At 40.0% G+C, this 23591-nt stretch carries 24 protein-coding genes and 1 riboswitch; of the genes, 14 read left to right on the top strand and 10 right to left on the bottom strand.

Annotated elements, in window-relative coordinates; translation table 11 throughout:
- Window positions 1–89 precede the first annotated feature (89 nt).
- Window positions 90–1259 carry a hypothetical protein gene (locus IE080_RS19535; RefSeq protein WP_229800661.1) on the top strand — a complete coding sequence of 390 codons (1170 nt, stop codon included), beginning with the start codon at window positions 90–92 and terminating at the stop codon, window positions 1257–1259.
- Window positions 1260–1277: 18 nt separating this feature from the next.
- Here IE080_RS19535 and IE080_RS14610 read toward each other — a convergent pair whose 3' ends face one another.
- A complete protein-coding gene (locus IE080_RS14610; protein WP_189584148.1) occupies window positions 1278–1739 on the bottom strand; it encodes a YehS family protein in 462 nt (153 codons plus the stop codon).
- A 152-nt stretch (window positions 1740–1891) separates the two neighbouring features.
- Here IE080_RS14610 and IE080_RS14605 point away from each other — a divergent pair, with 152 nt between their 5' ends.
- Window positions 1892–2314 (top strand): secondary thiamine-phosphate synthase enzyme YjbQ, encoded by a 423-nt coding sequence (locus tag IE080_RS14605; protein WP_189584143.1) that lies wholly within the window; start codon window positions 1892–1894, stop codon window positions 2312–2314.
- 63 nt (window positions 2315–2377) lie between these two features.
- On the opposite strand, the gene IE080_RS14600 is transcribed toward IE080_RS14605, so the two are convergent.
- A complete protein-coding gene (locus IE080_RS14600; RefSeq protein WP_189584141.1) occupies window positions 2378–3364 on the bottom strand; it encodes a TlpA family protein disulfide reductase in 987 nt (328 codons plus the stop codon).
- A 144-nt stretch (window positions 3365–3508) separates the two neighbouring features.
- Here IE080_RS14600 and IE080_RS14595 point away from each other — a divergent pair, with 144 nt between their 5' ends.
- The gene (locus IE080_RS14595; RefSeq protein WP_189584138.1) at window positions 3509–4339 is read left to right on the top strand and encodes a sterol desaturase family protein; all 831 of its coding nucleotides are present in this window, start codon (window positions 3509–3511) and stop codon (window positions 4337–4339) included.
- Between the two features lie 448 nt (window positions 4340–4787).
- Window positions 4788–5939, top strand: a complete 1152-nt coding sequence (gene galK, locus IE080_RS14590; RefSeq protein WP_189584135.1) for a galactokinase — start codon at window positions 4788–4790, stop codon at window positions 5937–5939.
- 23 nt (window positions 5940–5962) lie between these two features.
- Here galK and IE080_RS14585 read toward each other — a convergent pair whose 3' ends face one another.
- Together IE080_RS14585 and IE080_RS14580 are read right to left on the bottom strand one after the other, a co-directional pair.
- Window positions 5963–7420 carry a protein adenylyltransferase SelO gene (locus IE080_RS14585; RefSeq protein WP_189584132.1) on the bottom strand — a complete coding sequence of 486 codons (1458 nt, stop codon included), beginning with the start codon at window positions 7418–7420 and terminating at the stop codon, window positions 5963–5965.
- A gap of 152 nt (window positions 7421–7572) precedes the next feature.
- A complete protein-coding gene (locus IE080_RS14580) occupies window positions 7573–7995 on the bottom strand; it encodes a nucleoside-diphosphate kinase (protein WP_189584129.1) in 423 nt (140 codons plus the stop codon).
- 190 nt (window positions 7996–8185) lie between these two features.
- Here IE080_RS14580 and IE080_RS14575 point away from each other — a divergent pair, with 190 nt between their 5' ends.
- The 4 genes from IE080_RS14575 to IE080_RS14560 are packed head-to-tail and all read left to right on the top strand — an operon-like array spanning window position 8186 to window position 11303.
- The gene (locus IE080_RS14575) at window positions 8186–9226 is read left to right on the top strand and encodes a DHH family phosphoesterase (protein ID WP_189584126.1); all 1041 of its coding nucleotides are present in this window, start codon (window positions 8186–8188) and stop codon (window positions 9224–9226) included.
- Window positions 9213–10148, top strand: coding sequence for an FKBP-type peptidyl-prolyl cis-trans isomerase (locus IE080_RS14570; RefSeq protein ID WP_189584123.1), 936 nt, complete (start codon window positions 9213–9215; stop codon window positions 10146–10148). Before IE080_RS14575 ends, IE080_RS14570 begins: the two co-directional genes overlap by 14 nt.
- A 58-nt stretch (window positions 10149–10206) precedes the next feature.
- Window positions 10207–10758, top strand: coding sequence for an FKBP-type peptidyl-prolyl cis-trans isomerase (locus IE080_RS14565; RefSeq protein WP_189584120.1), 552 nt, complete (start codon window positions 10207–10209; stop codon window positions 10756–10758).
- Window positions 10758–11303 (top strand): FKBP-type peptidyl-prolyl cis-trans isomerase, encoded by a 546-nt coding sequence (locus IE080_RS14560; protein ID WP_189584117.1) that lies wholly within the window; start codon window positions 10758–10760, stop codon window positions 11301–11303. Before IE080_RS14565 ends, IE080_RS14560 begins: the two co-directional genes overlap by 1 nt.
- 22 nt (window positions 11304–11325) lie before the next feature.
- On the opposite strand, the gene IE080_RS14555 is transcribed toward IE080_RS14560, so the two are convergent.
- Window positions 11326–11928 carry a methyltransferase family protein gene (locus IE080_RS14555; protein ID WP_189584115.1) on the bottom strand — a complete coding sequence of 201 codons (603 nt, stop codon included), beginning with the start codon at window positions 11926–11928 and terminating at the stop codon, window positions 11326–11328.
- An 89-nt stretch (window positions 11929–12017) separates the two neighbouring features.
- Between IE080_RS14555 and IE080_RS14550 the strand changes: the two genes are divergently transcribed.
- Together IE080_RS14550 and deoC are read left to right on the top strand one after the other, a co-directional pair.
- Entirely contained in the window at window positions 12018–13226 is a 1209-nt protein-coding gene (locus IE080_RS14550) for an NAD(P)-dependent oxidoreductase (RefSeq protein WP_189584112.1), read from the top strand.
- A 7-nt stretch (window positions 13227–13233) separates the two neighbouring features.
- Entirely contained in the window at window positions 13234–13893 is a 660-nt protein-coding gene (deoC, locus tag IE080_RS14545; protein WP_189584109.1) for a deoxyribose-phosphate aldolase, read from the top strand.
- On the opposite strand, the gene IE080_RS14540 is transcribed toward deoC, so the two are convergent.
- Complete coding sequence (locus tag IE080_RS14540; RefSeq protein ID WP_189584337.1) at window positions 13850–15073, bottom strand: Na/Pi symporter; 1224 nt, start codon at window positions 15071–15073, stop codon at window positions 13850–13852. The two genes, deoC and IE080_RS14540, sit on opposite strands and share 44 nt — an antisense overlap.
- Before the next feature lie 308 nt (window positions 15074–15381).
- Here IE080_RS14540 and IE080_RS14535 point away from each other — a divergent pair, with 308 nt between their 5' ends.
- On the top strand, window positions 15382–16515 hold the full coding sequence (locus IE080_RS14535) for a hypothetical protein (RefSeq protein WP_189584106.1): 1134 nt from the start codon (window positions 15382–15384) through the stop codon (window positions 16513–16515).
- 53 nt (window positions 16516–16568) lie between these two features.
- Complete coding sequence (locus tag IE080_RS14530; RefSeq protein WP_189584103.1) at window positions 16569–17012, top strand: nucleoside deaminase; 444 nt, start codon at window positions 16569–16571, stop codon at window positions 17010–17012.
- Between the two features lie 45 nt (window positions 17013–17057).
- On the opposite strand, the gene tenA is transcribed toward IE080_RS14530, so the two are convergent.
- The 4 genes from tenA to thiM are packed head-to-tail and all read right to left on the bottom strand — an operon-like array spanning window position 17058 to window position 19966.
- Window positions 17058–17714, bottom strand: coding sequence for a thiaminase II (tenA, locus tag IE080_RS14525; RefSeq protein WP_189584099.1), 657 nt, complete (start codon window positions 17712–17714; stop codon window positions 17058–17060).
- Window positions 17701–18531 (bottom strand): bifunctional hydroxymethylpyrimidine kinase/phosphomethylpyrimidine kinase, encoded by an 831-nt coding sequence (gene thiD, locus IE080_RS14520; RefSeq protein ID WP_189584096.1) that lies wholly within the window; start codon window positions 18529–18531, stop codon window positions 17701–17703. The genes tenA and thiD overlap by 14 nt, the downstream gene beginning before the upstream one ends.
- A complete protein-coding gene (gene thiE / locus IE080_RS14515; RefSeq protein WP_189584094.1) occupies window positions 18525–19178 on the bottom strand; it encodes a thiamine phosphate synthase in 654 nt (217 codons plus the stop codon). The genes thiD and thiE overlap by 7 nt, the downstream gene beginning before the upstream one ends.
- Entirely contained in the window at window positions 19175–19966 is a 792-nt protein-coding gene (gene thiM / locus IE080_RS14510) for a hydroxyethylthiazole kinase (protein ID WP_189584090.1), read from the bottom strand. Before thiM ends, thiE begins: the two co-directional genes overlap by 4 nt.
- Window positions 19967–20042: 76 nt before the next feature.
- Window positions 20043–20133, bottom strand: a riboswitch (TPP riboswitch).
- A 204-nt stretch (window positions 20134–20337) separates the two neighbouring features.
- Between thiM and IE080_RS14505 the strand changes: the two genes are divergently transcribed.
- Both IE080_RS14505 and IE080_RS14500 read left to right on the top strand, forming a co-directional pair.
- On the top strand, window positions 20338–20940 hold the full coding sequence (locus tag IE080_RS14505; RefSeq protein WP_189584087.1) for a superoxide dismutase: 603 nt from the start codon (window positions 20338–20340) through the stop codon (window positions 20938–20940).
- Window positions 20941–21148: 208 nt separating this feature from the next.
- Window positions 21149–23578, top strand: coding sequence for a TonB-dependent receptor (locus tag IE080_RS14500; protein WP_189584084.1), 2430 nt, complete (start codon window positions 21149–21151; stop codon window positions 23576–23578).
- The last annotated feature ends 13 nt before the right edge of the window (window positions 23579–23591 follow it).

The raw sequence follows: 23591 nt of genomic DNA, 5'->3' as shown, positions 1-23591 counted from the left end.
CGGGACCATTTTCCTTTTTTCGATGACTGAAGGAGTAGTTGTTTTGTAACTAAGCAATGAGTATATTTAAAAGACAAAATTTTGGCTCCATGAAACATCTTGTTCGATTACTTGTATTTCAAGTGCTCTTAATTTCTTGTAGCCAGTCAAAAAAAGAGGCTGATTCATCTAATCAAGTGGCTATTCCGCTAGTTAGATTAGAAAAAATCGATAGTATTCAGATTGCATTTTTGGGTAGCCCGATCGTTCAAGACATCGATCCAAACTCAAGAACTATTTTATTCACCGAGCCGGGAAATTATTCTGAAGATATTTACGTGACAGATTTCGAAGGAAATATCATACACTCGTATTCCAAATTTGGAAATTTGCCAGATACTTATGGTGTTTTATTTGCCCCTTTAAAAATCGTCGGTGAGAATGCGTTCTTGGCCTATGGAATCAATGGACTATTGACATATGATTTTTCGGGACAACTCCTTTCCCGTACAAAAATCCTAGATATACAGCCTTATAATTTCGCAAAAAAATCCATGGGCTTCAGTTTAGGAATTCTGGAGGAGGAATATCTCTACTTTGATCAGGGTTCAAGAAACATTGATTATAGTTACCGCCGACTATATGAAGAAGTAAATGCCATGATTTTACTAGATAAAATCACTGGTAAGAGGGAGGAAATGATGCAAATCCCGGAATCAAGCCTTTATCGTAACGGGAAGTATTTCTACCGAGATGCCTGGGCTCCTATTTTTGAGCTTACGGAAGATGAATTACTGGTGGTTTATGGTGCAGAACCTAAGATTTATGTGTACGAGAAAACACGACCGTTCAGGCTAATCAAAGAAATCCCGCTGGACATTCCCGATTACAATTTTTATAAGGGTGAGGATGTCTACAATCCAGATTCTTTCTTGAATTTCTTTTCATACGGCAGAATCGAAACAATTACCCAGATAAATGGCTACTTCATTTTAGGTTATTTTCCAGGCTATGATCCGCAAGACTTAGCGACTTCAAAGGAGAACAAATCTCCAGAAGAATGGCAAGAATTTCGTCAACATATGCTGAAAAAATATCCTCATAGAGTTGCGATTTTTGACACTAATGGTAGTTTGATAAATGATTTTGTGCCTTCCAATGTAGACCCAAGAAACATCGTCCAAAGAGACGGACAACTATGGGCCATGGGGAAGGTGGATATGGATATTGAAAGGGATTATTTTATGGTGTACAAGCTTGAATTAAAATTTGATGATTAGGCCAAAACAACAAAACATTTAATTTGGACGGTATTTCACTTGCAAGCCTTTTAAAAAATTCCTAAGCACCTGATCTTTACACGGTCTATACTGATCTTGAGTAGGTTTACGGAATAGAGCACTGAGTTCGTGCTTCCCAAACTTAAAATCCACTGAAGCCAAAGCGTCCAAGATATCCTCGTCCTTCATGTTTAGCGCAATTTTTAATTTCCGAAGAATGGCATTGTTGCTCAGGGATTTTTCAGGTTTAGGTTCTTCTCCATCTTTCTTGCCCCGCTTTTTGATGATAAATCCATTCAGAAAAGCAGCTAAATCGATATCGTAAATGGCTTTAAAATCAGGGTCATCTTCCTTTTTTAGCCAATCACTTACTTCTGTCCTGCTTGCTTCCAAACCGCCAAGTTTGAAAAGTTGCATCATTTGGTCATCTGAAAAATCAAAGGTGTAGCGTAAGCTTCGAAGGATATCGTTATTGGACATATCAAGTGTATTTTTTTCAATAGGGCTTAACTTTCGAGAAAAGGTACTCTACAGCCCATTTTTTGTAAAAATAAAGAATTTCCTTGGTTGGAGGGTTCTTTCTTTCTCTATTTGCTGAGTGGATATATGTGTAAACTGACCTTTTTACGATAATGAAACTCTTCCAAAAAGAAATCCAGCTCAAGCCTTTTGCTAGAGGTTACCATTTGATCACTGCTTTGATTGAGCAGCAATTTCCGGAAATTCGGCAGATTCAGGCAGGGATCCTGCAGGTTTTCATCAAACATACTTCCGCTGGCCTGACCATCAATGAGAATGCAGATCCTACCGTGAGAAAGGATTTCGAATCATTTATTAATGATTTGGTACCTGAAAATTATCACAAATTTATCCATACCTATGAAGGTGCAGACGATATGCCGGCTCATCTAAAGAGCAGTTTGCTAGGCAACAGTCTGCAAATTCCAATTACCAATGGTAAGCTAAACCTCGGAACTTGGCAAGGAATTTATTTGTGTGAATTCAGAGATATGGGTGGATCGAGGGAGTTGGTGCTGACGGCATTTGGGAATTGATTGGTTGAAAACACATTCCGTGTACTTAATCTAATTTTCAGTTTTAGCCATTGGTATTCTAACTTAAGGAGTCAGGTTTAGTTGAGTTATTTTTCTTTTTACTTTTCCCGATAATCCTCCAGTAAATCGGTCGATGACCACTCCATCTGAATCAAGAATAATAAATGTAGGATAAATAGTCACTTTATTTACGTCGGAAACAAAATTTGTGGGGTCCCATAAGGAGGTCCAGGTGACTAATTCCTTTTTGTAAACAGGATTATTGTTTTCAAAATCTGATTTTCTTTTATCACTGTAGATACTGACCAAGTTTAGCTGATTGTGGTATTGGTCATAAATCTCTTTTAACTCTGGTAAAACCTTGACACATCCTGCGCAGCCAGTAAAAGTGAATTCAACTAGGGTTGGTTTTCCTTTAAGATTTTCCAAAGTAATGATTTCACCCGTCTTACTTTCCAGTTCGAAATTTGTGAATAATGTCCCTTTGGAAGCGATCGAATAATCTCTTTTGAGAAGGTCACTTTCTAGTTGAAGATAGGATTGGCTGAGATGCATGGAAGTAGGTATTTTTTCTAACAAAGTCTCAATCGTTTCTTTTTCAAGCTGTTCACTCAGCACATTCAGGTTTGCGAGTGCTACTATATTGTCTAAGTTTGCTTCGATAAGCTGGATTTTTGATGCTATACTTGTAGCATTGGTTAGCTGGTCTTGTAGCTGTTGGTATTCGGTTATTGGATCAATTGTAAGGGTAAATGGTTCAGATGTTCCTGTAATAGTGTAGCTACCAGGAACTAACCAAAAGCCTTTTTCTCCTAAAATTTTGCCTTTATTGTTAAGCTTAAGAATAGATATTTGCGCTATTTCATTGATTTCCGATTCAATAGTTTTAGTAGTCAGATCAGTTGCTTGAAAATTCTTACCTCCTAAATTTATCAGATAAAACTCATTGTTTTTCAATCTGCCATCCAATTGGAAGTGTAGGGTTACCTGTTGCGAAAAAGTAAGATGACTAATCACTAGAAAAGCGCCTAAAAAGAACGAAAACTTCATATGTGTAGTTAGTTAGGGGTTTAGATAGTTTGTAAAACGAATGATGGGTTTTTAGGGTTACAGACTTTAGAGTGCTTTACTTATGCTTGTCAAAAATAGTTTTACAGGCAGTAGTGATTATTTTTGTGTAATTGATACTTGACTATGGATTTTAATTTAGACTGGCTTCTAGGAGTTGATTATACAGAGCCTTCCAATTTTATGTTGATTGCTGGGATTCTCTTTTTAGGAGTTTTTTTACGATACCTTTTGTTGGCTTGGGGCTATCATGAATTGGTCTATAAAAAATATGGGGATAAAATGCCCCATAGGAGACTCCATCAGCAAATCAAGCTGCCTCAGGTCAAGACGGAAATCTGGTATTCTTTTTTGGGAGCAATCATCTTTGCGGTTTCAGGTACCGTCATGCTTATTTGTTGGCAGCGGGATTGGACTTTGTTGTACACCCAATTGGGAGTATGGGATATCCTTTGGATGCCTGTCAGTTTTGCCCTTGCATTATTTTTCCATGAGACTTATTATTATTGGTTGCATCGATGGATGCATCAACCGGGGGTATTGAAGTATTTTCATCATATTCACCACAATAGTTTGTACACGAGTTCCTTTACTTCTTTTTCATTTCATCCCTATGAAGCTTTGTTACAGGCAATTTTCCTACCGCTTTTGGTGTTGGTATTGCCCATGCATTTTTTCGTGTTGCTTGCGCTCTTGCTGACCATGTCTATCACTGCCGTTATCAATCATGCGGGCGTGGAAGTGTATGGCTCCAAGACATTGCAATCTCCTTGGGCTAAGTGGATAGTGGGAGCAACCCATCACGATTTGCATCACTTACGCTATAAGTGTAATTATGGCTTATACTTTACCTTTTGGGATGTTTGGATGAAGACAGAGGACCAAAGTTTTTCCAAGCGGTTTGAAAAACACACTGTTGCAGAACAACTTGTGGAAAAAAATAAGGTGAGTTCTTAAGTAGATTCGAAATTATTTTACGCACTTTACGTCACGCAATAAACGTCATGTAATTTACGTGACGTAAAATACATGACATGTGTGTGTTATAATTAATTAGACTGTATGAGAGCTCCCAAAAATCCTTTTTTATTAATCGGTTATCATAGTCCCAACTACTTTTGTGACCGAAAAGAAGAGTATTTATGGATGGAAGAGTAGTTTTTAAATGAGCCGAATATGGTCTTTTATGCCCACAGAAGGATGGGGAAGACGATTCTGGTTCGGCATTTTTTTTACCACCTCGAAAAAAAGAAACAAGCTTTTACCTTATTCATAGATTTATTTGGAACAGTACAATACCAATTACATGATACCTTGTTGATGCGTTGGATTCAGTCATTGCGGCTGTAAATAGTAAGCATACTTTTCAATTAAAAAAAATCTCACATATTTGCTAAAAACCTATATGAACCTGCAATCCCACATTACCCAACTATTCCAACAACAGTTTGGAAGCCCCCAAGTAATTGCCCATGCTCCTGGAAGAGTCAATCTTATCGGAGATCATACAGATTATAATCAGGGGTTTGTATTACCTGCTGCTATTGACCTTGGCATTACAATGGCCGTCTCTAAGAATGGATTGCGTACATGCCAATTGATAGCTGTTGATTTGAATGATAGCATACAGATTTCCTTAGATGAATCTCTAAAACCAGTTGAAAAGAGCTGGGCAAATTATATCATTGGGGTGATGGCTGGATTACAAGCAAAAGGTGTAGTGTTAGAAGGGTTCAATGCGGTTTTTGGTGGAAATATTCCCGTAGGTTCGGGGTTATCTTCTTCTGCTGCGTTGGAGTGTTCTACTACCTATGCACTAGCCAAACTTTTCTCATGTAAACTCAATCAAGATGAAGTCATTCGGATTGCAAGAGAGGCAGAACATAACTTCGCTGGAGTCAAATGTGGAGTGATGGACCAATTTGCCTCGGTTATGGGAAGCGAAGGGCATGCCATCCAATTGGATTGCCGAAGTTTGGATTATCAGTACTTGCCTTTATCCTTAGGAAATGCTGGCTTGGTCTTGATCAACACTAAAGTCAGCCATAGCCTTGGGGATTCACAATATAATCAGCGCAGGAAGGAATGCGAACAAGGAGTCGCTATCCTCCAGCAAGCCTACCCTGAAGTGACCTCATTGCGGGATGTCAACCTTGAGATGTTGGAAACAGTGAAATTGCCTTCAGTCATCTACCAGCGTTGCCGCTATGTGGTGGAGGAAAATTTGCGTGTTGAAAAAGCAGCTGAACTCCTGCAGGCTGGACAACTAAAGGCTTTAGGGGAATTAATGTATCAATCCCATGAGGGTCTTAGCAAGTTGTATCAAGTCAGCTGTGATGAATTGGATCACTTGGTTACTCAAGCAAGTCGACTGGAAGCCATTTGGGGAAGTCGAATGATGGGGGGAGGTTTCGGCGGTTGTACCATCAACCTCATTGCCCAAGAGTATATGGAAGATACGCTTTCCAAACTTCGGGAATTTTATATGGCTACTTTTGGTATTGAACCAGAGATTTACCCTGTCAAGACTGCCAATGGAGCAAGAGTTTTGAGTTAGGACTTGCTATCCAAAATTGCAAATCAGGTTCCGCAAAAGGTCTGGTAATTTTCATCGAAAGATTCCGGTACTTCTTGGTAGCTTTCAAATGAAGGCCTGAAAACGTATGGCTGTTGAATTACCTCCAATAGTTGATGGAATGGTTCCATATCTCCTTTTTCTGCTGCTTTTAGTCCCTCTTCAACTTTATGATTTCTTGGAATAAAGGCGGGGTTGACTTTTCGCATCAATGCCTGTGCATCTGCTATAGATCTTTGTTCTGCGGCAATACGCTGCTCCCAATCAGCTATCCATTCTTCCAAAATCGGAGATTGATAGCCTGCAGTTTCAGGAAATTTACCTTCTTGGAGGTAGAAAAAGGTATTAGTGAAATCAGCTTTTTGTCCTTGCATCCACCCAAGTAGGCGGTCTATGAGCTGCTTGTCCTTTGCGTCCACTTGGGTAAGTCCTAGCTTTCTACGCATCATATCCAACCATTTGGCTTCGTAGATGGCAGGGAATTTCTTCAAACTCGCTTCTGCTAATTTGACAGCTTCCTCTTTGTTGGATGAGATTGCTGGAAGTAAGGCAGAAATCAAGCAAGATAAATTCCAATGGGCAATATAGGGTTGATTGCCATAGGCATACCGGCCTTGGGTATCGATGGAACTAAAGACGGTCTTTGGTTCATAGGCATTCATAAATGCACATGGCCCATAATCGATTGTTTCTCCGGCGATGCACATATTATCTGTATTCATGACCCCGTGGATAAAACCTACCCGCATCCAATCTACAATCAAACCAGCTTGCAACTCCATGACTTGTTCAAAGAATGCGATGGCTTTATTATCAGCATCATTTAAATGAGGGAAATGTCTGGCAATAGCATAGTCCAAAAGATCTTGAAGATGGGCTCCTCCCTGAAAGTTTCTTGCATATTCAAAGGTACCCACCCGTAGGTGACTTTTTGCGACCCTTGTCAATACGGCACCGGGTCTAGTTCGCTCTCTATACACGGGCTCTCCAGTCCAAACTACTGCTAGTGACCTGGATGTAGGAATTTTCAAATAGTGCAAGGCCTCTGACATCAGGTATTCTCGAAGCATGGCTGCAAAGTGAGCACGTCCATCTCCTCCCCTAGAGTAAGGAGTTCGGCCCGAACCTTTGAGTTGGATATCATAGCGCTCTCCGTTGGGTGTAATTTGTTCTCCTAAGAGGATCGCTCTTCCATCTCCAAGCATAGTAAAACTCCCAAACTGATGACCGGCATAGGCCTGTGCGATAGGAATAGTTTCCGGGATTAACTGATTACCCGCAAAGATTTCTCCCATTTCTGAAATCCGTTGCTCATCAAAAGTAACTCCGAGCGTTTGTGCCAATCCTTGATTCAGTAAAACCAATTGAGGAGTAGCCACTGCCGTAGGTGCAATTTCACTGTAAAAAAAGGCTGGTAGTTTGGTATAAGTGGTATCGAAATTAAACTGTACTGCTAGAGACATGGGATGTTCATTTGGAAAAATAACAATAAGCGCTTGGAAAAAATTTCATTATTTAAAAACCGACTAGATATCTCATCACTCCTTAATGGTTACCCTTCCTTTATGATTTTTGTGAACAAGACATAAAAAAAGCAGCTCTAGGCTGCTCTTTTTTATCTTACTCTCTCCAATTTGCTGAAGTAGAAGTCTCCTTCGATTGCTGCGTTTTCATCGGAGTCAGATCCGTGAACAGCGTTTGCTTCGATGGAAGTAGCAAAGATTTTACGGATTGTTCCTTCAGCAGCATTAGCAGGGTTAGTTGCACCGATCAAAGTTCTGAAATCCTCTACTGCGTTATCTTTTTCCAAGATAGCTGCGATGATAGGTCCGGAAGACATATACTTGCAAAGGTCATTGTAAAAAGGTCTTTCTTTGTGAACCTCATAAAATTTGCCAGCCAATTCAGGAGTCAGCTGAGTTGCTTTCATAGCCACAATTTTAAAACCTGCCTCTTCAATCATTTTTAATATTGCACCTGAGTTACCTGCGCCAAAAGCATCAGGCTTAACCATTGTGAATGTTCTGTTACCTGCCATTTTTCTGTAATTAAGATGGATTTAAATTCGGGTGCAAAAATACCTTAATTCATGAGAAAGTCCTATAAAACCCGCAAATATTCCGTTATCTAATTCTTTTTAAGCTCATTAGCTTGATTGGGAAAATTCAAAAATATTCCCCACCTTTGCAGACTGTGTGGGCTAATTGCTCACCGACAAACGCAATCGAATGCAAGAATTAGAGTCATTAAAAAGCCTATTAGCCTCCCCTCAGCACGTAATAATAACTACACATCACAAGCCGGATGCTGATGCATTGGGATCTAGTTTGGGTATGGCTAATTACCTCAAGAAAAAAGGTCATGATGTCACAGTCGTGACACCTTCTGATTATCCTACTTTCCTACATTGGATGAAGGGTAATGATGAGGTATTGAACTTTGAGGATGAAAAGCAAGCGTTGAAAGCTCTGGAGAAACTAAAAAAAGCAACCCTGCTGATTGGATTAGACTTCTCTTGCCCTAAGCGTATGCATGAGTTTATGCCATACTTTTTGGAAAGCAAAGCTTTTAAAGTAAACATTGACCATCATCAGGACCCAAAAGACTTTGTTGACTTCCGCTATTGGAGTACTCAGGCTGCAGCTACCTGTGAATTGATTTTTGAGCTCATCTGCAAATTGGGAGACAAGGAATTGATAGATAAAGATATTGCAGATTGCTTGTATGCCGGTATCATGACAGATACAGGAGGCTTTAGACATCCAAATACGACCAAAAACGTCCACCTAATCACAGCTGACTTGATTGAGTTAGGTGCAGACAATACCCGAATTTCCCGTCAGATTTACGATAACAATTCCATTAATCGACTAAAATTCATAGGTTTTGCGATCAGTCGACGATTGGTTATCCTGCAAGATTTGAAAACAGCTTACTTCGCTATCAACAAAAAAGACTTACGAAAATATAATTCCCAAACAGGAGATACCGAGGGTTTAGTTAATTATGCGCTATCTTTGGACGGGATTAAGATTGCGGCACTTTTTACCGAGCGGGAAGATGGGATAAAAATTTCTTTCAGGTCCGTGGAGGAAGTAGCAGTCAACAAATTTGCTGCGGAACACTTTGATGGAGGAGGCCATAAAAACGCCTCAGGAGGAAAGTCTGTATTGTCGCTCAAAGAAACAACCGATAAATTCGAACAACTTATAAAAGAAAATCAACACACCCTTTTCAATCAATTAGAACTCATCCATGAAAAAAATTAAGAGTACCCTTTTATTGGCTGTTATTCTGACAGCAACCTTAGGTTTGGTATCTTGTAAAAAAACCAAAACCACCTCAGACGGTATAGAATATACCTATATTAAAGAAGGAAAAATTTCCCCGAAAAATGGTGAGTTTATCCTTTACAACTTGATTGTTAAGACAGACAAAGACTCAGTTTTCATTTCTACTTATGAACAAGAAATGCCAGGCTACTTGCAGTTCAATGATTCTCTTCCAAGAGAGACTGGTATGGATGAAATCTTTTTAGGCTTGAAAAAAGCAGATAGTATTTACATCGAAACAGTTGCACAAAAAGTATTTAGAGATAACATTCCATTTTTCTTGACAGCAGATCAAAAAATCAAAATTCAGATTGGTGTCATTGATGTCTTGGACCAAGAGGGTGTGGAAGCATACTTTATGGCTCTGCAAGATGCTCAGATGAAAAAAATGGCTGAAAGTTCAGCTGTACAATTACAAACAGATGTAAAGTTGATCGAGGAATATTTGGCAGAAAATAATATTCAGGCAACCAAGACTGAATCAGGTCTATTTTACGTCATAGAAAAAGAAGGAACCGGTCCTGCAATTGAAGCCGGAGATTTAGCGTTTGTTCATTATGCTGGTTATCTGTTGGATGGAACATTATTCGATACAAGTTTGAAAGATGTGGCACAGGCCAATGGTGTTTTCAGTGAGCAAAGAGATGCAGTAGGTGGATATGCGCCATTTGATGTAATGGTAGGACAGGGCAGAGTAATTCCAGGATGGGATGAAGGCTTGGCATTATTGAAAAAAGGTGACAAAGCTAAGCTAATCATTCCTTCTCCACTAGCTTACGGTGAAAGAGCTGCGGGCGGTGCGATTGGTCCAAACTCAATCTTAATCTTTGACGTAGAAATCACTGACGTTCAAAAGTAACTTGAAAGATCGAGTGTGGCAAAAAGCTTCCATCTTGATTAGATAAAAAATGTTTAATATGAAAAAGCAATTCTTAGGTATTCTGTCAATTTTCTTCCTGTTTTCAGGATGTATTTCCGATTCCGAAAACTCTTTAACGCGATTTGAACGTGAAGTAGAGAGAATTGAAGAATACCTAAGGGTTAATAATATTTCTTCGGTAAAGGAGTTTTCTGACCCTCTTCTTGGAATTTATATGTTTTGGCAGGATCTTTCTGAATCTGGAATTAGGCCAATAGATGGTGATTCTGTTTTTGTAGATTACACAGGTAAGCTATTAGACAACTCAATTTTTGACACGTCTATAGAGCAAGTGGCTAGAGAAAATAATTTATTCAATTCACAAAGAAACTATAGACCTTTAGGTGTATTACTTGGGGCTGGGAGAGTTATTGCTGGGTTTGAATTTGGAATATCAAAGCTGGAACAAGGAGATAAGGCATTTATCATATTTCCTTCCTTGTTTGGATATGGAGATGACCCAAGGGCGGGTGAACTGAGGAATCAGCCCTTGATCTTTGAAATGGATTTAATTGAAGTTAAGAAAAACGACATAGACGACGGCTTGTAATGCGAAGAAGAATTTTATTTTATGCTTTGGTCTTTATCTCATTAGTAGGGGTGGCATGTGAACCGGTCAGTCCTTTCGGCCCTGTTTACGATGTAGAAGGCAATCTTGCACGTGATAAGGAAATAATTAATCAGTTTTTGGAAACTGCTGATATTGATAGCCTATACCGGATACATGATCCCAACGGAGTTATTATAATTGTACAAAAAGAAGGAGATGGAGCATTTCCCGTGGACAGGAACTTGGTCTATACGCACTATACAGGAATGCTCTTAGATGGTACTGTTTTTGACACAAGTCTTGAAAATGTAGCAATAGCCAATAATATTTTCGATGAGAATCGAATTTATAGAATTTTTGAGTTTACCGTGGGACAAAGAGACGCTATTGAAGGCTTCAGTATTGGTTTTAGAAGATTAAGGAGTGGTTCAAAAGCAATATTGATAATTCCTTCACCTTGGGCGTATCGAGACAATAAAAACTTAGAAAGAATACCAGCTAATTCTGTCTTAAAATTTGAAGTGGAATTTTTGGGAATGGAGTAAAAAAATAAAAAAGCCGGCCAAATCAGCCGGCTTTTTTTATGCCTCTTGGAATAAGCGCAGGTACATTTGATTGATACTTTTTATATGCCTCACCAAAGATTGCCAGCAACTTCTTTTCTTCTAAATATATACCAATCGGTAGATATAACAGGAGCATTCCAACATGGATTAACGAAGCAAGCGTAGGAGAGAAAAGAAAATATCCCGTAAATATTAGGATTAATCCTGCATAAATTGGATGTCTGATATACCCATGAATACCTGTTTGAATCAATTCTTCTTTAATTTCCAAATCGTCATGTGGCGTTAGACCTGAAAATCTTTTTCCACTGAAATTTTTGAAGGATTTCACTAAAATGATGGTTCCAAATGCTGCCAGCATATACCCGAGATAGGTCAATACGTCAGTAGGATGCAACAATAGATTAGGCTCAATGGTCCCAGAATAGATGAAAATCCCAAAAAAAAGAATACTTGCAATTCCTGTATAGAGTAGTCTGTTCCATAAATATGCCTTTTTTACCAAAGCTTTTATTTTTCTTTTTATATTCAAGCTTGCAAAGAGTGAGTGATGAAGGTAAAACACCGCCCAAAATATAATCAAGTAAACATATGAACTGTCCATATTGCGAATAATTTAGCTACTAAACACACAAAGTAGCTTAAAAGTCCCTATCAAACCCAATAACCAAGTTTTTTTTATCCCAACCCAGTATGAAAATAGGCATCATCAGAGAAGGCAAAGTTCCTCCAGATAAGCGAGTTCCATTCACACCAAGGCAACTAGCAGATTTGCAAAATACCTTTCAGAATCAGTTATCCTTTGTTGTGGAGAAAAGTGCTGTTCGATGTTATACAGATCAGGAATACTTGGATGCAGGTATTGCGGTTGTCGAAGATATCAGTACCTGTGATTTATTGATGGGTATCAAGGAAGTTCCTATAGGTCAGCTAATCCCAAATAAGCGCTATGTTTTCTTTTCGCATACCATAAAGAAGCAGGCCAATAATCGAAAACTTCTACAGGCAGTCTTGGAAAAAGGAATCAGCCTCATGGATTATGAAATTTTGGTGGATGAACAAGGTGCGAGAACAGTTGCTTTTGGTAAGTGGGCAGGAGTTGTGGGAGCTTATAATGGTTTGTGGACCTATGGAAAAAAATCTGGCTTGTATGATTTGAATCGGGCCTTTGAATGTTTCGATCAAGCGGAACTCACACTAGAATTGAAAAAGGTACAACTCCCACCAATCAAGATAGTAGTGACAGGTGCAGGCAAAGTTGGTCGAGGGGTAGTGGAAGTATTGGAAAAAGTCGGGCTTAAGCAGGTGTCAGCTCATGATTTCCTTCATGTTTTTTATGATGAGGCAGTATTTACAGTGTTGGCAACGGCTGACTATAACCGGAGAAAAACAGACGGTGGTTATGATCGCCAAGAGTTTTATAAAAGTCCCCAGCTGTATGAAAGCCATTTTCTCAAATATGCAGAGGTCAGTGATATCTTTATTGCAGCAGCATATTGGGATAGAAGAGCCCCTCGATTGTTTGAATTAAAGGACATCCAATCAGAGGATTTCAACATTTCTGTCATTGCAGATATCACCTGCGATGTTGATGGAAGCGTTCCTACGACCTTTCACCCAACTTCCATGGCTGATCCAGTTTACGATGTGGATAGGCAGACCTTGTCAGAAATTCCAGCCTTTGGAAAGCAAACAAGTATTTCTGTTATGGCCATTGATAATCTGCCTACGGAATTACCAAGGGATGCTTCAGAGGATTTTGGCAATCAATTGATCAGACATTTTATTCCAGAATTACTGAAATCCTCATCTAAGGTCTTGGATAAAGCTAGTATTACCAAAGAGGGAGACCTGACCATTGAATATATTTACTTACAGGATTTTGTTGAAGGAAAAGAATAACACATATATGAAAAATCTTAATCGCTACATAGAACAGACAGTATTGAGAGCTACTTTGGTAGATGCGGAGATTGAACAATTAGTGGCAGAAGCCAAACAATATGAATTTGTCGGAATCTGTGTTCCCCCATTTTGGGTTAAAAAAGCAAAGCGAGAAATTGGGGATGCGCCCATTCAGCTGGTAACGGTAGTTGGGTTTCCTTTAGGTTACAATATGACAGAAACTAAGGTCTTTGAGACAGAGTTGGCGATTAAAAATGGCGCGGATGAGATTGATATCGTATGGTCCATAACAGCTTTCAAGGCCGGTATGAATTGGCCAAAAATCGAGCTTGCCAAAGTAGCCCAATTATGTCATGAGCATGAGCGCATATTGAAAGTAATCATCGAAACTGCCTACTTATCGGATGAGGAAATCATCCAAGCCTGCAAAATATGTGCAGAGGCGGGAGTAGATTATGTGAAGACATCTACGGGATTCGCACCCGAAGGAGCCAAAGAAAAGCATATCAAATTGATGCGGGAAAATCTACCAAGCTCTGTTGGCATCAAGGCCAGTGGGGGTATCAAAACCTATGAACAAGCAGTAAAGTTGATCCAAGCAGGTGCTGACCGGATAGGAACTAGTTCTGGGGTTCAGCTGATGGAAGCGGCTCAACAGGAATAGTTTCTTTTGGTGCGTTGATGATCAACTCGTTTTTCTTGACATCATTCCACCCCATTTCGGATATATTCTCATCTTGATTGAAATAAATCAACAGGAATGGGATAATGAAAAATGTAAAAAGAATATAGGCAAAGCCAACAAACCGGGTCTTCACAGACTCGGTTCCTATAAAAGTCGATATCCTTACTGGAATATTTCTTAGTGGAGTAAATGGTAAGAATATCAAAGCTCCGATTAAGTTGAACAAAAAATGCATCATAGCAAGGGCAATAGCAGCTTCATTTTTATACAAGGCGGCAATAGCGGCTGTGATGGTAGTACCAATGTTAGCTCCTATAATAAAAGGGAATGCTTTGAGCAAGGATACTTTTCGGTTGGCCACAGCAGGTACAATCAATGATGTAGTGACAGTACTTGATTGTACAGCGGCTGTAAAGAATACTCCGTAGAAAAATGCCCAGAAAGGCTGCTTGAAGATGAATTTACTGACCTTTGTATAGTTGGAGGAGATATAAGTTTTGAATACCGTATCCGAGAGAAATTTAATGGCTACAAAAACCAACAGGATACTCAGCAAAAGCAAAACAACAGGCGAACCGATCCTCTCTGAAATCCAAAGCGTAAGTGGTCTCGTGAAAATCACATTGTAAGCGTAGTCTGAAGCGTATTTCGTATTATTTTCAAACAAAGCATGCGTCAGGTAAGACGAGGCAGAGCTTAAAAGACCAAAGTATATCTCCAATGGAAATAGGATAAGAACTGTCAGAATATTGAAAACATCATGCAATACCCCTGCGGAAAGCGCCTTCTTAAATTCACTTTTTCTCATGATGTAGGAAAAAGCAACAAGGGTGCTTGTAATGGTAGTACCAATATTTGCCCCCATGACCATGGGAACTGCCTGCTGAAGACTGATAGAGCCTGAAGCCACTACAGCCACAATCATAGCTGTGACTGTTGAACTGCTTTGAACCATCGCAGTAATCAGTAAACCAATAAAAAGCCCTACAAAAGGATTATTAGTAGCCTGAAAAATCTCCCTGGCCAAATCAGAATTAAGTTTGGTCATGGATACTGATAGCATATCAATAGAGAAAATAAACAGCAATAACCCCAATAATAGTATGGCTATTTTAAAAACTCTCTTGCGTACAGTATCTATTCCGACCTTTTGGGACATGTCAATGGGAGACTCAAAAGCCTCAGTGTTTGCTAATTTCAACGCAAAATAAACGCTTGCAGCTGTAACAGTAGGCCTTTTCCATATGAAGATATTGTTAACATTCCTGAGGTCATACGCTAACTTCGGCCTAAATCCTACTCAAATAGCCTCATTATCTTTCTTTTAGAAGAATTAGTGATGATTGACCTAGGTTTGGATCTAATTAGCGTAGAATTAGATTAATCCATCACTTAACAATAAATTAATATGGCTACCAAATAATCTTCGTTAACTTTGCAGCGAAGTGTACCTTCTCTAGCTTTCGAATGGCCAAGAAAATCGACCAAAACATCAATCAAGATGCCTTGTCTAAGGTGTCTTATGCACTTTTTGACTTTACTAAGCAGGAAAAAACTTTCCTGATAGTCATATGTATCCTAGTTTCCTTTGCAGGGATTATAACTCAAAACACATACATAGCGATGTGGTTTGGCTTCGCATTAGCTGCTTATTCAGCCATTGCCAACGATAGTATTCAGACTATCGGGACCTTTATAGCATCCAATCAACAACGTAAGTGGTATTGGTTATGGCTATTTATGGGCTTGATCTTCGTTGCGACCGTGACTTATAGCTGGATAGTATTCGATGGAGATGTTTCTTATCAGCGTCTACAAGTACCTGGTCTCGACAAAGCACCAGAAAGTTTTGTCTTCCTTCAATTAGCTGCACCAATTGTTCTATTGGTAATGACGCGGATGCGTATGCCAGTATCAACTACATTCTTGCTTTTGAATGTATTTACTTACAAAGGTGGCACGATCATAGATGTGATGAAAAAAAGCTTTTTGGGTTACCTTTTGGCATTTGTGATTGCGATTTTTGTATGGTTCATGGTTGAGCGTTTTGTTAAAAGCTTTTTAAAAGGTGAAGCAAAACCATACTGGTATATTGTTCAGTGGTTTACTTCTGGTATTTTGTGGTCTGTGTGGATCATGCAGGATGCCGCTAATATTGCAGTATTTTTACCTAGACAATTGAATATTTATGAGTTCTTGGGTTACACAGGATTCATCTTTATAGGCTTAGGATTTTTGTTTTACCTGAAAGGAGACAGAATACAGTCTATTGTCAATGAAAAAACACGAGTAACGGATGTACGTGCGGCTACCTTGGTAGATTTTGTGTACGCTATTATCCTTTTCTACTTCAAAATGGCGAGTAATATCCCTATGAGTACCACTTGGGTATTTATTGGATTATTGGGTGGGCGTGAGTTGGCTATAGCCTATGCTAAATCTTCCAAGTTGAAGAAGCGAAAGGCGAGAATCTATAGAGCCTATACCTTGGCAAGAAAAGATATCATCAAAGCGACACTCGGCTTATTGGTCTCCTTGATTTTGACGTTAATAATCAATGAAGGGGTCCGAAAAGAATTTATCCAGCTATTTGGCTTCTAAAAAATCTTTCAAAAAGGCACATGATTTCAAATGTGCCTTTTTACTTTGTACCTATGGAATATCAAAGTGATGAATTTTATATGAATGAAGCCCTCAAGCAAGCCAAAATAGCGTTTGAAGAGGGAGAGGTTCCTGTGGGAGCTGTTATTGTTTGCAGAAATAAAATCATCGCAAGAGCCTATAATCAAACTGAAAAACTCACAGACGTCACAGCCCATGCGGAAGTGTTGGCCATCACATCAGCTTCCAATGCTTTAGGAGCAAAATACCTAAATGAGTGCAGGTTATTTGTAACCTTAGAACCTTGCGTAATGTGTGGAGGAGCACTTTTTTGGTCTCAGATAGGAGAAGTTAACTTTGCAGCCTCAGACCCGAAGAGAGGTTATTCCCAACTAGAAAAGTCTATTTTGCATCCCAAAACCAAGATAAAATCAGGGGTATTGGCAGAAGAGTCCAAAGCACTCCTAGATGCTTTTTTCAAAAACCTACGGAAATAGGCGGTTTTACTTTTTGATAATTCTAAAAAATAGAAGGAAAGCCGGTTAAACCGGCCATTCCTCTAAGCGATAAGCACTATCCCAAAACATCCATTCCAGCCGGCTAGCCATTTCGAAAGCGTGGAACATAGCTTCTTGGGTTTTGGCACTTGCCTCTGAAGCTAACTCATCGCTGATGGTAAGAGCTTTGTGTACGGATTCTGCAAATTCTTCACCTGCATACGTATCAATCCAATTTTTGTATGGGTTATTTTTTACCTCAGCTTGTTGCTGATAAATATGGTCCCCAACTTTTTTGTAGATCCAAAAACAAGGAAGGACTGCTGCCACAGCCACTGCTACATCTGCATATTTTGCTTCTTTTAGCAAGTAATTCGTATAGAGCAAGCAACTTGGGCTGGGATTAATGCTGTCAGGAATCCCAAGCGTTTTGAAATAACTTTCATGCAAAGCTCTTTCTACCACGATAGCACCTGCCGCAAATTGAGAAAAGTCCAAGATATGCTCCATCTTTTCCATCCTGCCGGAAATAGTGCTCAAAGCTCTCCCAAATTCTCCCAAGTAATAGGCATCTTGTGCCATGTAAAACTTAAACTTTTCTACGGGAAGCGTTCCATTCAGTAATTCTTGATTGAATGGCATTTCCACTATTTTATTGAAGAGAGGTGTGATTCTCTCCCAAGCTTGTTCACTCCACTTCATGGATAATCTGATTTTCTGGGTTATAAAAATGATTTAATGGACCGTTTCCTTGGCCTGTTTGAATGTCTTTTCCGGATTCAATTGCTCCATGTACGTAAATTCTTGCTTTTTCAACCGCCTTTTTTAGTGTGTATCCTTTTGCTAGTTCTGCTGCTATGGCAGAGGATAGGGTACAACCTGTACCGTGCAAGTTTTTGGTTGGGATATACGGGCTTTCATAGCTTTGCTTGGATTTGTATTGTTGAAAAAGGATATCGTAGATCGTCGGCGTAAATAGATGCCCCCCTTTGATCAAGACTGCTTTACATTGCATGGCTAAAATATCCTTGCCGGCCTGATGCATTTTTTCCACAGAGTCCACCTGGTAACCCGTGAGAACAGCGGCTTCATCTAGGTTAGGCGTAATCATAGTAGCCAAAGGGAATAGCTGTTCTTTCAAAAGGGATACTGTGCCATCAGCGATCAGTCGATCGCCCGAGGTAGCTACCATGACCGGATCGAAAACTATGGGGATATGGGGATATCTTTTCAAGGTTTTGGCAAGTACCTCCACCACCTCCGGTTGATTCACCATGCCTATTTTAATGGCTTTCGGTGGAATATCTTCCAATATGGCCATCAATTGTGCTTCAATATGAGCTGCTGGAATAGGAAATATATCCCTTACACCTTGAGTATTTTGTGCGGTAGTAGCTGTGATGACTGTCATGCCATAGCAACCCAGAGCAGCAAAAGTCTTGAGGTCCGCCTGAATGCCTGCCCCACCACCACTGTCCGAACCTGCAATGCTGAGAACGGGTATGTATTTTTTTACCATAATTGCTCTTTTAATCCTTCTTCGATTTTTTTCCGATAGGCCTCTGCAGCATGCGCAGGACTTGGGGCACTGCAGATTCCCGATACCACTGCCAAGCTATCGGCTCCATGGCTGATGATACTAGCTGCATTTTCCAAGGATACCCTACCAATGGCTACCAATGGTTTTGTGGTTGCTTTCCGTACCTGAGCCAATCCATGCAAGCCCCATTCGGTTTTGGTGTCTGATTTGGTAGGAGTAGCATAAATGGGACTGATGCCATAATACCAAGCTTTCTCGCTAGATGGCTTTCCCAAATCCTCCATGCGCTCTAAAGAAAGTCCTAAAATTTTGTTTGGGCCAATGACTTCCTGAGCATGCCCCAGATTGGCGTCTTCTTGACCTACATGTAGCCCATGTGCATCCACTAATTTTGCTACTTCCACGGAGTCATTAACGATTAATGGGACACGATACTTGTCACAAATAGTCTTCAATTTTTCAGCTTTTGTTACGAATTCGGTGAAAGGAAGAGATTTTTCCCGGATTTGGACGATATCTACCCCACCCTTCAAGGCCTCTTCTACTACCCAATAAAAATCTCTTCCCAAGCAGAGCGCTTCGTCTGTAACCAAATAGAGTCTGTATGGAAACTGGATTATATTCATGGATATGCTACAATCATTCGCTCTTCAATCACTTCGGCAGTTAAGTTATGTAAGGCATCATAAAAATAAAGCTGAAGTGTGCCAGGTCCCTCCGCCTTTTCTGAGGCGATATCACCCGCTATTCCCATGAGAACCATGGCAGCAGTACTTGCCAAAAAGTAATCTTTTTCTATTGCGATCATCGCTCCAGTAATTGCTGAAGCTGTACAGCCCATTCCTGTTACTTTGGCCATCAATGGATTTCCATTTTTGACTTGTGCCACTCTTTCTCCATCAATAATATAGTCCACTTGACCTGAAATCACTACTACTGCCCCCGTCTGCTTGGATAGTTGAATACCAGCATCCAAAGCCTCATCAGAGGAGTTGGTGCTGTCTACTCCTTTGCTTTTGATATTCACACTCGCCAAAGACATGATTTCGGAAGCATTTCCTCGGATGACACTGGGCTTATAAGCAAGTAACTTGGTCAATAGCCCATTTCTGTAGGGTGTAGCACCAGCGCCAACGGGGTCGAGTACCCAAGGCTTTTGAGTAGCATGGGCATGCGCTGCAGCATGCAACATGCTATCAGACCAATATTCATCCAATGTTCCGATATTGATAACCAATGCACCTACTATGGATACCATGTCCTTCACTTCGGAATGAGCATGAGCCATAATTGGGGAAGCACCGGCAGCTAAAAGCGCATTGGCCGTATTGTTCATGACCACGTAGTTGGTAATACTTTGAACAAGGGGAGATTGGGTTTTTAAATTGGCGATTAAGGCACTAATGTGTTGCATGATTTTTTCTTTAAAAGTTAATTACTGGGAAGAAACAGAAGGGGAAGCCAAAAGTCTAAACTACAAGTTGCACTTGTCCTAGAAATAAACTTTTTCCTTCGCCGGTATGACCCGTATCAGGTTCAAAGGGTTTGATCTCAGCCTTATAGGCACCCCTAAAGTTTCATAATGCTTTAACAACACGCAATAAAATAAAAATGGTTCATAGGATTGTTATGGGACCCCGGGCTTTTTCAAATCTTTTTGTAGTGCACTGGAGAAAGTCTTTTCTTTTTTGATGGAAATCGAACTTTTTAAAAGCTTGTGAAGTTGGTAAGATGTGGCTTTTAATAAGCCAATCAATAACGTTTTAACCTAAACAATAATAATTTATGGCATTTGAACTTCCAAAATTACCGTACGACTTTAATGCGCTAGAGCCGCATATCGATGCAAAAACAATGGAAATCCACCATGGTAAGCACCATAATGCTTACGTAACTAATTTGAACAATGCAATTGCCGGTACTGATATGGAAAGCAAGTCATTGGAAGAATTGATGGTAAACGCAGGTGCAAACGCTGCAGTTAGAAACAACGGCGGTGGGCACTACAACCACACACTTTTCTGGGAAATCCTTTCTCCAAACGGTGGTGGCGCTCCTACGGGTGATTTGGCTGCTGCAATTGATGCAAAATTTGGCTCTTTTGATGCATTCAAAGAAGAATTCAATAAGGCTGCTGCTACAAGATTCGGCTCCGGCTGGGCTTGGTTGTCTGTCGCTAACGGTGAATTGGTGGTAAGTTCTACTCCTAACCAAGATAACCCATTGATGGATGTAGCTGACGTGAAAGGTACACCAATCCTTGGTTTGGATGTATGGGAGCATGCATACTACTTAAACTACCAAAACAGAAGACCTGACTATGTAGGTGCTTTCTGGAATGTGGTTAATTGGGAAGAAGTGAGCAAAAGATACGCTGCTGCGAAATAATCCAGTTAGAAATAGTTAAGAAGCCTTGGGAGAAATCTCAAGGCTTTTTTTGTACTCCTAGCGTACACATTTTTTGTTCGATAGTGTACACATTTAAGATGCGTTTTAATGAAAAATAGCTTTTAAAGCCCGTATGAGGTGTTTTTTTGAATTGGCATCCAATTTTCACTGCTGTTGGTACATGATAACAATCTAAACCAACACGATTATGAATACTTTCCAATCAATTTTTGCTTCCCTGCTCTTCTTTTTTTTGGGGTTGAGCAATCTTGCTGCTACAGAGCTTTCTACCATTTCGGGTAAAGTAGTGGACGAAAAAGGCCAGAGTGTTCCATTTGCCAACGTTGCTCTCGTAGAGTTTGCAACAGGAAACCTACTTACAGGTGATGTGACTCAAGAAGATGGCTCCTTTGAAATAGAGTCTATTCATGCAGGGAAAATGCTTTTGGTAATTTCTTCCATAGGCTATCAAACCTTCAAGTCAGAGCCTTTTGACCTTGCACCTGGAACGACTAAGTCATTTGATGCGATTCGGGTTTCGGAAGAAATGGGCAACCTTCAAGAGGTCACGGTAAAAGCCAGTAGGCCTGAAATCATCGTAGAAGCAGATAAAACCACTGTAAATGTAGAAGGAACGGTTTTGGCCGAAGGAAATACGGCTCTAGATGTCATCGGTCGCTCCCCAGGTGTCTATATCGATGAAAACAATACTATCAATTTGAATGGGAGACCGGGCGTAACTGTGATGATCAATGACAGACCGACCTACATGTCTTCTACGGATCTTGCAAATTTTTTACGCTCCATGCCGGCCGATAATATTAAAAGTATAGAAATCATCAATAATCCTTCTGCACGATTCGATGCGGAAGGTACAGCCGGCGTCATCAATATTCGTCTGAAAAAGAATAACATTGACGGGATGTTTGGCAACGTCAATGTAGGCGGTATGTACAATGGCCTCTATAGCCCCAATGCTGGAGTTTCTCTCAATGTGAAAAAAGGAAAGTGGACCAATACAGCCAGTTTCAACCATTCTCAATTCAATTTTGTCAACGAACTCAACATTACCCGTAACTTTCAATTAGACCAAGGAGTCTCCAGATTTGATCAAGAGAGTTTGATTACCATGCGCAACAAAAGCTACTTCTTCACAGGCGGCTCAGATTATCAGATCAATGATAAGCATAGCATAGGTGCCAGTGTACAAGCTTCGCAAAACAATGGGAGCAATTTTGGTAACTCAGTGACTGCAATTGATAATCCAGGTTCGGAGAATATGTTTTTTATCCGCTCAGAAAATGATGAGAACTCACAAAATAGACGGCTATTTGGAAACTTACATTATGTAGGGATATTGGATTCCCTCGGCACTAAAATTACCTCTGATATTGACTTTACGCGGATGCGCTCCAATTCAGAAGGATTGCTGAGTAACTTCAATTGGATCAATGAACCAGTGAATGTTTCCAGAGACTTTATCAGCACCTTAAATGATATGGATTATCGGATTTTTACAGCCAAAGTTGATTTTACCAAACCATTTGGAAAAGGTAGAGTATTGGAAACCGGTGTCAAAGGAAGCTGGGTAAAGTCAGATAATAATCTAGACTTGGCTAAAGCGGTAGAGGAAGAGCCTTTTACGCCTGACCCCAATAGCAATCAGTTTATCTATGAAGAAAATGTATTGGCAGCTTACTCAAATTATAGAAGTAAATTCTCTGAAAAAGTTTCGTTCAATGCGGGTCTGAGAGCTGAGTATTCGGATATTACAGGTACTTCCTTGACATTAGATCGAGTGGATAATCAAAATTACCTGAGTTTATTCCCTAGCATATCTGTGCAGCAGGCCATCAGCAAAGATTATCAAATCATATACAATGCTAACAGAAGGATTGCGCGGCCCAATTACCGTTTGTTAAATCCATTTGTATTTTACATTGATCCATTGACTACCGAGCAGGGAAATCCTAACCTTCGACCTCAATTTGCCCATAACTTGGAAATGAATCATGTAATCAAAAATGCGTATCAGTTTACCCTTTCGTATTCCTTGACCAATGATGTATTCCAACAAATCTTCTTGCAAGACGAAGAAACCCGTACGACTACGACCTTTACTAGCAACTTGGATAAGTCACAGAATTTCAATTTCCGGACTATGATTCCTGTGGAAATAGCCAAATGGTGGAATTCTAATCACATGCTGCAGGTGACTAATTCCCGATGGAAGTCCATGATTGGTGATGCATTACTGGATGTAGCACAGACATCACTTACCTTCAGAACCCAACATAACCTCACATTGCCAGCGGGATTCAAAGCTGAGATAGTGGGGATGTATATCAGTCCGGCGCAATATGGACAGGCCACTATCAAAGGTTTTGCTTGGGTGGATGCAGGTATTTCCAAGAACTTTATGAAAGAAAAATTGAGCTTAACTGTCAATGGGACAGACCTATTTGCCTCTCAGATTATCCGAGCAAATGTTCAATTTGATAACATTGATACGCAGTTCAGACAATACAGAAATACCCAAGGAGTTCGCTTCACGCTTCGTTATAAGTTTGCTCAAGGAGAAAATTTCAGAATTGCCAATCGTTCCGGGAGTTCAGAAGAGAGAAGTAGATTGGATTAACGTATATTTAAAC

The sequence above is a fragment of the Mongoliitalea lutea genome, from assembly GCF_014652135.1.
GTDB classification, from domain to species: Bacteria; Bacteroidota; Bacteroidia; order Cytophagales; family Cyclobacteriaceae; genus Mongoliitalea; species Mongoliitalea lutea.
The sequence above is the reverse complement of the archived record's forward strand: the minus strand, read 5'-3'. Positions and strand labels throughout refer to the sequence as shown.